Genomic DNA, 11,595 nt, shown 5'->3' on the forward strand with positions numbered 1-11,595 from the left:
TAAAGGTATTTTGATTTATACTTTGAGACATGGTAGGGTCTCCTTTCTTGATTTTTTGTCCAATTTCGAGGGTACCCTACCTCTTTTTTTATCTCAACTATTTTACACAAACTATTTTACGTCATCCAAAGGAGATTCCATCTAGCTTTCCAATACAATACGTAGTTCCTTCTTGTTCTGTTTCTAATAAATTAGAAGAATGTCGTGTTCCTAATAAATCTAAATAAAGCATACACGAAATCCCCATCTGGAAACAGGTGGGGATTATTTGACGCTTATTTTGGTAGGGAACTTTTTAGTGATTATAAATAAAATTTATTTCTTGATTAAGTAGTATAAATTGCTAATAGCATTAGTAAAGCCAATCATTTATTTCTTTTTTGTTATATTATACACTTTGTGGAGTTACACCTAATTAACAGTCTTTTACAAAAACTTTGGTCTGCTTATCATTGCCAGGGCCATGGGAATGGGAATCGGTGTTTTTGTTGTGACAGCTTATAATTTATCATCGAAGCTGGCTTAGCCTGGTAAAGAAATAGGGGCAATAGCAAATATTGATACGGGTTATAATGCTCCCCTTGTTTTGGGAATTCCAATTGGACGAGTGATTGCTTCTGCTTACGATTGGCGGCGGAATATTGGTTTGTTAGCAATCGTAACTATCATCGTTATTTTTAAATTTATATCCTCTATGAAAGGTGAAACGGTATTCCTTTGAGAAAACAATTGTCACTTCTTAAAGATAGCCGTATTGTCATCGCACTTAGTATCACGCTTTTCGTCTTTTTTGGCTACTCTGTTCTTAACTCCTATATCGCTCCGTTCTTGGGGATTATAGATCTAAGTATTCCATTAGAAATGCTTTCTATAATCCCGGTACAGATATTAATTTATTTGTATTTAATAAAGACTCATCTGAAATCGACCGACTGGTGTGATTTCGCAATTGGCTAAGAGTTAACCATCCCAACCGACATAAGTATCCAAACGAAAAGCGTAAATTAGCGCATCGTAAATGGAAACACGTCCAAAACTAGGCAGATTCAAAAAGTTCAATAGTACAGGAAATAATGGAGAGGAGGATAAATTTTACGAATTTACACAAAAAACCGGGAAAAGTGTTTTCCGAGCTAAAGATAGAAAAGGCAGCGGCATTTATCTGTGCGCTGAAGAAAAAATACGAAAGAAGCAATGGTCACCTGAGGATACGCAAAAGTAAGCGAATTTATAATGACATCCCTTCTACAAAGGCCGTATACACTTGGAGTGATGCAAGATTACTAAAGGTAAGAAATAATGATTAAGAGCTGAAGTATTACTCGCACTGACAGAACGGACAACACGCCCTGAAATCATTCGAAAGATAGCAGGCAAAAGTGCTCCAGAAATAATTAAGGTTTTAGGAACACTATTGGAGGAAATCCTAGAGCTTCAAGGTGCTTTCAAAAGCATTAAAGCAGATAATGGCTCCTGATCGATCAGGATAAGATATAGTTTAAACAGTTATTTATTGAATGATCTCTAATCCCAAATGCAGAATTTAAAGCCAAAAATGTGAAGAAAAATAATAAAAGGTAAGCACTCTTTATTCATTTAGCTAGATATACTTTCTTGTTATTTAGATAAAGTTACAGCAACCGGAGTGCTTACATAACGAAAATTTCTCTATAAAATTAAAGTAACATTTGCAAATAAGTACAAAACTGCTTCTTAACCCCTGTGTTCCAAGGAAATCCATCTAGCTTTCCAATACAATAGGTAGTACCTTCTTGTTCTTTTTCTAATAAATTTATAAGTTTAATTAATTCAGGGATAGCATGATACGATAGTATATAGATCATCAGAAAATACGTAACAGAAATTAATCTTTCTTGCATTTCTGCAATATATAATTGGTGGTTTAATTCTTTTGCTAATAACTCTTAGGCCTTTGGATCAGTAATCATGAAATCTCTCCTTTTATTTAAGATTAATTTGTACCTTTATAGGTACACTATTAATGCGATTGTACTGTACGCTTTAGAGTACAGTCAATACAAAAGGAGAGATTTAACATTGAAAAAAGTACATTTGCAACTGAATCAATTACTACATTATCATGACTTATCTATTACACAATTACATATTAAAACAGGCATTCGGCGTGCCACGCTTAGTGAACTGGCAAGTGGAAAGCGCCAACGAATTCAATTAGAACACATAGATAAAATTGTGAATGCCCTAGATATTAAAGATATGAATGAATTATTCCGTATTGAAGAAGATGTGAAATAACAAAAATAGTAGAACAGCACGTATTTAACATTACTTAATGAGAATACGTGCTGCATTGTTCACTCTACACTAACCCAGTTTGTCTCTTTTTCTAAAGTCAATTCATACTGTGAAAACTGTGTTGCTTTTGTAGTTTCATCTAAATATTTCACTGTAACCCACACTTTAATTTGATTATCTATTTTTTGAAAAACTGGATTAATCAACTCTGAAAACGTATAGTCCTTCTCAATAACTGGTAAAGAATCATATTTTAATGCTTCTTCCATGAGCGCCTGAAAAAGTGACATCCTCAAAAGAAGGAGATTCGATGGAATCACAAGGGACTGCCTGCAATCTCTTGTACCATGTCACATAATCGATTAATTTCTGAAATAGGTGTGTATTCATTGTGATTTTTCTATGAATAATTCAGGTATATGATAATCAAAAATACCAAATTACTATAAAAGCGTGATTTGGTATTTTTATATGGAATTTATTAGTAATTATGAGAAATCTTCAAATTTTATTGCAAACTAAAACATCTCATAAGCATTTAGAATTAGTTGACGTTAACGTTAATGTTAATTATAATGTAGAACAGATTGCGTAAGGAGGAATTATTTTGAGTGAAGGAACTATGAAAATAGATGAAGTCTCAAAACGAAGCGGTTTAAGTAAAAGAACTATTAGATATTATGAGGAAATTGGGATTATTCCGGAAACTTTGCGCAGTGACGGTGGATTTAGGTTATATACCATTAAACATATTGATCGCTTAAAACGAATTACGATGGCTAAAGATGTACTAGGTCTCTCTTTAAAAGAGTTACAAGAATTTTTAGGGCTTGAAGATGAATTAGAAAATCAAAGAGCTGAATATAGAAAAGTAGATGACCCAAAAAAACGTAAGGAAAAGCTAGCAGACATTTTGAAAACTGCGGATAAACAGATTACCATAATTGATCAAAAAATCGAGAATATCCACAGTATTAAGGCTGATCTTCTAGATTATAAAAAGCGAGCAAGTAAATTAATGGACGAAATAACTGATTAAATAATTGTATGGAATTATATACTGTTTAAAATCTCCATAGCTATTCGTTCATATAAATAAAACCTTCATTAAATACTCCTTTGATTACGTAATGCTTAACTATAAGAGAAGAGGGTTATTATGAATAATAACAATTTATGGAGTAAAAATTTTATTATTGTTTGTATATCTAATTTATTTTTATATTTAATACTCTATCTATTGTTTACCACCATTTCAGTATTTGCTATTGATGAATTTAATGCGAATACAAGTGAAGCGGGACTGGCAACGGGTATATTTATTATTGGGGTCTTAATCGCACGTATCGTAGCAGGAAGATATGTTGATAGCTTTGGACCTAAAAAAATGCTTTATCTTGGATTGATATTAACTGTCATCACGACATTTTGTTATTTTATAGTAAGTAACTTAATCCTGTTAGATATCGTACGTATTATACATGGATTTTCCCTTGGTACGGCAATTACCGGAACAGGAGCTATTGTTGCACGCGTTGTTCCTGCGGATAAAAGGGGAGAAGGTATTGGCTATTTTGCTTTAAGTAATCCTCTAGGAGCCGGATTGGGGCCGCTTATTGGTATGATGATTACGCAACATTTTTCTTTTAATGTAAACATTATTTTATGTGCAATTTTAGCTGTCGTCAGCTTTGGTTTCTCTTTCTTTTTAAAGGTCCCAGAATTAGAGGTTACAGAGGAGCAATTAAAAGAATCCAAACAATTCAAGTTCACTAATTTCTTTGAACCTAAAGCTATTCCCATTGCATTTATTGCCCTTCTTGTAGGAACAGGATATGCGAGTATTATTTCCTTTTTAAATACTTTTGCTATTGAAATTGGTGTAGTTGAAATAGCAAGCTTTTTCTTTCTTTTTTATGCAATTTCAACTGCTATATCCAGACCCTTTGTTGGAAAATGGTTTGATAAAAAAGGAGAAAATTTTGTTTTATATCCTGCATTCGTAGCACTTGCTATAGGTTTAATAATTTTAAGTCAAGCTCAAACAGCTGGATGGTTTATTCTATTAGCAGGTGTTTTGGTTGGACTTGGGTATGGAACTTTTACAGCAAGCGGGCAAGCTATTGCAGTTCAAGAATCGCCAACACACAGAAGCGGGCTTGCTACTTCAACGTTTTATATTTTTCTTGATGGTGGAGCTGGTATAGGACCAACATTATTAGGATTATTTATACCTTTTATTGGATTTAACGGTTTGTATGTATTAATGGGCGTTCTTGTAGCTATAGCTGGTATATTATATATGTTATTACACGGTAGAAAAAAAGGGAAAGCATATATAAAGTCTAACATATAAAAAATGCTTATATGAAATTGAACTCAAATGAGGCTGTCGTAAAATGCATATCCTGCATTTTACGACAGCCTTTTAAGTAAGCTAATATGTATGCCACTATCCAACGATTATGTTACATCTATTGAAATTTTTTACCTTTAAACGTGGTGAAAATATCAATAATAAATGTGAGCAATGCAAAAATTAGTAATACATTTTGTAACCACGTATAGTGTAAGATACATAGCAGGGAAAGTTAACAGCCAATTACCTCTGTTAATTTTCCCTATTATTATTTTCTTCATAAAGCAAACAATAAGGCGCTATTTTTAGTGTAATGCCTTAGCAACATTAAAACTATGCGTAAAATAGTTCTCGAGGATTTAACAAAAGCTAGTGACAGCAGCCTGGACTTTTGGGACAATGACATTGATGATGAGGTTTGGAACGATGTATAATCAAGGAGATATTGTTTTAATACCAGTTCCATTCAGTGATTTAAAACAAAAAAACAACGTCCTAGGCTCATTTATTTATCGCAATGAAATAAGAAATTGTTTGGATAAAGATGTCTGAGAAATCTATATTTCAATGAATCGAAATCTAAGTGTTAAAGAGTAGGAGATAGCGGATGACAAAAGAATTTCAAAAATATAATAAAATAGTCCAGGCGAGATTTGGAACATATGACGCCATGGTAGTATTACAGCTGCAGAAAAAGTTTGAGATGTCTCTTAAAGAAAATTTAAATAAAGAATTACATAGAGATGAAGCAAGATTTGAATTGATTTTTAATCAAACGGATGGCTTGCTTGACTTGAATTTTGCCTTGAATTATGTAGATGGGTTTAAGGAGGAAATGTCATTAGAGGAAGCTTATCGGTTAATTTATCGATTTCTATTTAAACTAGTAGGGAGAGTGGAAGAAAGTATGTGAATTAACAGTTAAATAGCATTTCATTTCTCTATTTTAGTAAACATTGTCGGTTAGGATACCATCGTTATACCAACACCAACAAAAGGAATACTAATAACGATAGCTTTAAATAGACGACTCCTTAGATTCCTCCAAGAAGTGACCATTTAGGCGCTTCTATCACATAAGAAATTTTCTCTTTTGCTAATGATTGGGAGACCAATTTTAAATCTGGATATAAAAATCATGGGAGAACAAGCATATAATAGAAACCGCTTTAGTACTTTCAAACGGATACACTATTAAAATATCATCCTCCACAGGTGTCGGATTGTACTACTCACCACGGTTCTTTTGTAGATGATTTTATCAAGGACTATTCAGAGACATTCATATTTAGCGTTTGATATTAAGGAGAAGGCGTGTCACCTGGTTAAGCTTCATAAAAAGCCGAAATAAACTCTTATTTTAGCTTTCCAATTTATTAACATCTGTGGCACACTTTATATTAATTTTCATGTTTAGTTTTTAATACTTTCTGAAATTCTATCATATCAATGATATTGCACTATATTGTATTGGCTAAGTACGGAGAGGGAATAAGATCTAATGCTTAAAAGTTTGGGGAAAGATTTTATGGAATTGGTTCAGGATTTCCATCAAGCTGTTTTCATCGGAGCTGCGTGGTTAATAAATACAGTTGCTGAATGGGTTGTAAATACCGGGCTTGTAGAAGACCAATTAATGGCTTTCATTATCGTTATGACTACATTTGTTTGTATATTTGCCGCTTTGGTTTTCCCGTCGCAGATTATAAAGGGACAAGTCAGAGGAAATCCAAATGGCGAAAATATCAGGGGACCAATGACTATCCTAATAGTCATCTATTTGATAATTAAAATCATTTGGGATTTCTTTCGAAAACTTAAGGAAAACCGTTTATTTTTACTCAAGACCATATTTGTCATCAGTACTATTGCGATTTTAGCTATGATCGGATATAGCAAAATGTAGTAAAACAATTCTAAAGCTTTTATTTCTAGTTGAATATTGCTTTAAAACAATGAAAAAATCATTAATGACTTAATTTTAAATCAGTGGGAATAATGACAAAAACATAACCCCAAGTTTAAAATTCTGGATAACTTCTAGCGGCGGATATAACGTTAAGACCTAAAAGTGGGGCATGTAGTCTAATTCTATGAAGACCTGCATTGGTACTCGTGTGTGTGCGTATGCCTTGGTTCCTCTTTATAGCTCATAAACACTTTTGTACCACGATTATTGGGTATCTTTTCCATTCCTTGAGAATATTGAAAGTGTCTTTATCTTACTTTTTTTTACAATTTAACGCACACTTGCTTAAGTTTTCCGTCCTATCAAGGAGGAACTCTCCAAATTTTTGTAGTAGAGCGTCTTATCAATAGACAGCATACCTATTTTAAAATCAATATTCTCCCACTAAATAGCGTCATTTTACCAATACCCGTGCAGATCAAATATACACAAAATAACCTTACAGGAAAATTCTACATTTCCTGTGGCTGCTAAAGTGTACATTTGATCTTGTCTAAGTTTCTTTAAATCTTAGTTCTAGCAGCCATCATAAGCTTTTTATCATATTTAGTTCTTTATTTGCGGATGGCACCTATTAAATAAAGTTTCATTTTATAGTATTTCCTGCATTACACTTTACTACCACCATTTATATCCATCTTTTTGCAATAAGTGATGAGCAGAATCCGGTCCCATTGAACCGGAGGAATAGGGGTAAAGCGGAACCTTGTTTTCTCTAAATGCCTCTATGATAGGTTCGACCCATTTCCAAGATAACTCTACCTCGTTCCAGTGCGCAAAAAATGTCGCATCTCCACAAAGTGCATCGAATAATAGACGTTCATATGCTTCAGGTACGTCGTGGTTATCTGCTGCGAAGTCGACTTTGATTGGCTCCATTTCACCATTTAATGGATTTTTGCTATTGAGACGCAACGAGACACCTTCATTTGGATTAATATATATTGTTAATAGGTTAGGCTCGATTCGTTCCCCTTTAGAAGTGCGGGTATCCTGTAAATGGTTTTTAAACTCAATTACAATCTTAGTGGTTTTTACCGCCATTCTTTTCCCAGTACGAATATAAAATGGAACGCCTTTCCATAAGTGGTTATCGATCCATAGACGAGCTGCAAAAAATGTATCATTTAGGGAAGAAATGTTGACGCCTGCTTCTTCTCTATACGCAATGACAGGCTCCTGGTTTATTTTCCCGTGTCCGTATTGGCCGCGAACAATATGATTACCTACATCATCCTTTTGCAGAGGACGTAATGCTTCTAAAACTTTTCTTTTCTCATTGCCGATTTTTTTTCTAGTTAATTGGCCGGGTAAATGCATTGTTGTCATCATCAGTAATTGCAGCATATGATTTTGAACCATATCGCGAATAGCTCCTGATTTGTCATAATAACCAGCTCTTTCTTCTACACCAACGATTTCACTGGCTGTTATCTGAACATTAGCGATAGATTGGTTATTCCATAAGGACTGCAGCACAGGATTTGCAAGTATTAAAGCCTCCAGATTTTGTACCATTGGCTTTCCCAAATAATGATCAATACGATAAATTTCCTCTTCCTCAAAAGAATTTCCCAGCTTTTTATTTAACCTTTGGGCAGATTGCAAATCATGACCAAAAGGTTTCTCGATAATTAATCGTTTCCATCCACTTACATTGCCTAATTGACTTTCTTTAATATTCCATGCAATAATCTCAAATAATTCAGGTGCTACGGATAAATAAAAAAGCCTGTTTTCTTGCAGGTTTTGAGCTTTCTCCTTTTGTTGAACGAGTTCCAGCAGCTCTTTGTAGCCTGCTGATTCCACAGCATCCAATTGGTGGTAATGAAAGTTGCTTACAAATGTTTCTTTTTTAGTTTTATCATGAAGTAAATGCCTGGAAAATGTATACAAGGAATCAATGATCCTTGATTGGAATTCAGCAGTGGAGAGTGACTCCCTGCCGGTGCCGACAACATGAAACGTTTCCGGTAGTTTATAATTCAAGTATAAATTAAATAGAGCAGGATAGATCTTTCTTTTTGCTAAATCTCCTGTTGCCCCAAATAATACAAACGTCATAGAGTCCATTTGATTTTCCCCTTTGTGACTTTTGACTTCAACCTAACCTTCATCCAATCCGTGTACTGCCATAAAGTTGCGTTGCATTGCTAAATCAGTATATTACGTATATTTCATCTTTAAAAGTACGCACTTTATTTGCAAATAGTTACATGGAGAGAACATACTGTGAAAAATAATACTGTTACGATAAAATAAAAAGCCTTGGACGGATGTGAAAATGGCCGTTCAAGACTTTGTCATATATTTCTATTGATGGGTTGCGAGTAAAAAACAAAATAGGTGGCTCATAGCATGTGGAAAGGGAGCTATTTATTTCATAGAGGCTTGATCCGTTGTTTCTTTTTCTAAAACATTCTCAATATAATCCTTGCCCCATTCATACATCGCATCTAAAATTGGCAAAAGCCTTTCGCCGTGTACTGTAAGTGAATACTCAACTTTTGGGGGCACAACTGGATATACTTCACGGTGAACAATTAAATGATCTTCCAGATTCCGTAATTGATTAACAAGCATTCTTTGGGTAATACCAGGCATCAGAGCCTTTAATTCACCAAAGCGTTTTGTACCTTCCTTGCCCAAATGCCACAAAATTAACATTTTCCACTTACCACCAATGACGGCAAGTGTTAATTCTTTTTCACAATTAAATGTTCTCTCTCCTAAATTTGGCATTCCATCCACCTCCGCTTTATTTCCTCCAATAGTATACTTTTTAGCACTATATGGGATAAAAGTGCGTACTTCTCATTTCTAGATATACTCAGTATACTTGATGACATGCTGATGAGTAAATAGGGTTTCAAGTGGCAAAATGTAAGCTTGCCTTATAAAAAATCATTTAGCACAATAACAACAAAAAACTTGAAAGGGAGCGAAGATAATGAAATTACAATTAGCATTAGACCTTGTCGATATTCCAGGAGCAATTGAATTAGTAAAAGAGGTAGAAGAGTATGTTGATGTGGTTGAGATTGGGACCCCTGTCGTAATTAATGAAGGCCTAAAAGCAGTCAAAGAAGTAAAGGCAGCATTTCCTGATTTAACGGTATTAGCGGACTTAAAAATTATGGATGCTGCTGGATACGAGGTAAGCCAAGCGTCTGCTGCAGGTGCTGATATCATCACGATTCTTGGCGCAGCAGAAGATGAGTCCATTAAAGGCGCTGTAGAAGAAGCGAAAAAGCAGGGTAAACAAATCCTTGTGGATATGATTGCTGTAAAAGATATCGCAACTCGTGCTAAAGAGCTAGATGAACTCGGTGCTGATTATATCTGCGTTCATACAGGATATGATTTACAAGCTGTAGGGAAAAACTCCTTTGAAGATTTACACACCATCAAGGGCGTTGTAAAAAATGCGAAAACGGCTATTGCAGGCGGAATCAAATTAGAAACACTTGCTGAAGTAATTAAACATCAGCCAGATTTAGTTATTGTAGGCGGAGGAATTACGAGTAAAGAAGATAAAAAAGCCGCTGCAGGCGAAATGAAAGAATTAATTTTGCAAGGGTAATATAAAGATGAAAACAACCCAATATGTAACCAAAATTGTTCAAGAACTAAGTCAAACAGCTGCGTTGATTTCTGATTCAGAAACAGAGAAATTAGTGAATCAGATTTTAGAATCCAAGAAAGTTTTTGTGGCTGGTGCAGGAAGATCAGGATTTATGGCGAAATCCTTTGTCATGCGAATGATGCATATGGGGATGGATGCGTATGCAGTTGGGGAGACTGTAACGGCTGATTTAGAGAAGGGTGATTTATTAATCATCGGATCAGGATCAGGGGAAACGAAAACATTAGGAGCTATTGCTGAGAAAGCGAAAAGCCTTGGAGGAATCGTTGCGGCTGTAACCATTTCTCCTCAATCCACCATTGGCGACTTAGCTGACATTACGATTGAATTACCAGGTGTAACGAAGGATCAGTCTGAAGGCGATTATAAGACGATTCAGCCTATGGGCTCTCTTTTTGAACAAACGTCATTATTATTTTATGATGCTTTGGTCTTACGTTGTATGGAGAAAAAAGGCTTAGATTCCCATAAGATGTATGGTAAGCATGCTAACCTGGAATAGAAATAGAGCAAAAACAATAGACGATATATACAGTGAAAGCGCCATTTTTGATGTGTGTTTTTACTGTATATCCTAATGCAAATAATTAAAGTGCGAACGGTTAGCTATAAAGCATGTTAGGAGAGATGATAAAAATCAATGCTCCCTTCGTTGTTACGTATCTTTTACTTGGCACTCGTTTCCCCACATCAAAAAACAACCTGATAGCGGCATGCTCCGCTTCCAATAGAATTTAACCGATCGCCACAAGCTCTTATTATCAATCTATCGTCCGTGGTGGTTTTCGCCCGCAGTCGAAAAATATTGCTTACGTCGTTGCTAAACATAAGGACGTAGGAATGACCAAAGTTGTAGCTTGTAGCATTAGAAAATGGAGATATAAATATTCGTGTTAATTCGGTAGCACTAGGAGCCGTGGATACACCTATGTTAAAAGGATTTTTGGAATCTGATTAATCCTCCTATCTAACCTGAACAACGATTCATGCGAATGCAGGCTATACTAATCGGTAAAAATCTCAAAAGTATCGTAAGTAAGCTATTTTAACTCATGAAACGTTCTATCAATTCCTCTGTAAACTTTAACAAATATTTTAATTGACTTCTGCAGGTATATAAACACAAATACGATACTCTAATTTGCCCTCGCAGTTTAACTTTTGGGTGCTTTAATTTGGGTGTATTTCTTTTTTTTATTGAATTTTAATTGGAAGGAAATACCTTCCAATCTTCTTAGCATGAAGCCTACCTTGAACTAGCAGATTATTATCGTCCAGTGAGCCGTGTCCGCGGACGGAAGGACAAATCAAGTGTCGAAGAAAATAACATGAATATTTCCCGCA

The 11,595-nt window shown here is 34.8% G+C and carries 9 protein-coding genes and 1 pseudogene; 7 read left to right on the forward strand and 3 right to left on the reverse strand.

What is annotated here, in order from left to right:
- Positions 1-2,058 precede the first annotated feature (2,058 nt).
- Positions 2,059-2,277: a helix-turn-helix domain-containing protein gene (locus KI343_RS12835; RefSeq protein ID WP_212926824.1), complete on the forward strand. Its 219-nt coding sequence runs from the start codon at positions 2,059-2,061 to the stop codon at positions 2,275-2,277.
- A 59-nt stretch (positions 2,278-2,336) separates the two neighbouring features.
- Here KI343_RS12835 and KI343_RS12840 read toward each other — a convergent pair.
- Positions 2,337-2,519, reverse strand: a pseudogene (locus KI343_RS12840) (conjugal transfer protein); the annotation flags it as partial.
- A gap of 365 nt (positions 2,520-2,884) precedes the next feature.
- Here KI343_RS12840 and KI343_RS12845 point away from each other — a divergent pair.
- The 4 genes from KI343_RS12845 to KI343_RS12860 all read left to right on the forward strand — a co-directional run bounded on the left by KI343_RS12845 (position 2,885) and on the right by KI343_RS12860 (position 6,542).
- Positions 2,885-3,316, forward strand: a complete 432-nt coding sequence (locus KI343_RS12845) for a MerR family transcriptional regulator (protein ID WP_212926825.1) — start codon at positions 2,885-2,887, stop codon at positions 3,314-3,316.
- Between the two features lie 120 nt (positions 3,317-3,436).
- A complete protein-coding gene (locus KI343_RS12850; RefSeq protein ID WP_212926826.1) occupies positions 3,437-4,633 on the forward strand; it encodes an MFS transporter in 1,197 nt (398 codons plus the stop codon).
- Between the two features lie 610 nt (positions 4,634-5,243).
- Positions 5,244-5,549, forward strand: a complete 306-nt coding sequence (locus tag KI343_RS12855; RefSeq protein ID WP_244856909.1) for a hypothetical protein — start codon at positions 5,244-5,246, stop codon at positions 5,547-5,549.
- Positions 5,550-6,164: 615 nt separating this feature from the next.
- Positions 6,165-6,542 carry a hypothetical protein gene (locus KI343_RS12860; protein ID WP_212926827.1) on the forward strand — a complete coding sequence of 126 codons (378 nt, stop codon included), beginning with the start codon at positions 6,165-6,167 and terminating at the stop codon, positions 6,540-6,542.
- Positions 6,543-7,223: 681 nt separating this feature from the next.
- On the opposite strand, the gene zwf is transcribed toward KI343_RS12860, so the two are convergent.
- Positions 7,224-8,678 (reverse strand): glucose-6-phosphate dehydrogenase, encoded by a 1,455-nt coding sequence (gene zwf / locus KI343_RS12865; RefSeq protein WP_212926828.1) that lies wholly within the window; start codon positions 8,676-8,678, stop codon positions 7,224-7,226.
- Positions 8,679-8,981: 303 nt separating this feature from the next.
- Positions 8,982-9,347, reverse strand: coding sequence for a winged helix-turn-helix transcriptional regulator (locus tag KI343_RS12870; RefSeq protein ID WP_212926829.1), 366 nt, complete (start codon positions 9,345-9,347; stop codon positions 8,982-8,984).
- Positions 9,348-9,555: 208 nt separating this feature from the next.
- Here KI343_RS12870 and hxlA point away from each other — a divergent pair, with 208 nt between their 5' ends.
- Positions 9,556-10,188 carry a 3-hexulose-6-phosphate synthase gene (hxlA, locus tag KI343_RS12875; RefSeq protein ID WP_212926830.1) on the forward strand — a complete coding sequence of 211 codons (633 nt, stop codon included), beginning with the start codon at positions 9,556-9,558 and terminating at the stop codon, positions 10,186-10,188.
- A 7-nt stretch (positions 10,189-10,195) separates the two neighbouring features.
- A complete protein-coding gene (hxlB, locus tag KI343_RS12880) occupies positions 10,196-10,753 on the forward strand; it encodes a 6-phospho-3-hexuloisomerase (protein ID WP_212926831.1) in 558 nt (185 codons plus the stop codon).
- Positions 10,754-11,595: the final 842 nt, after the last annotated feature.

It is taken from the genome of Oceanobacillus sp. J11TS1 (genome assembly GCF_018333215.1).
In the GTDB taxonomy this organism is placed as follows: domain Bacteria; phylum Bacillota; class Bacilli; order Bacillales; family Amphibacillaceae; genus Oceanobacillus.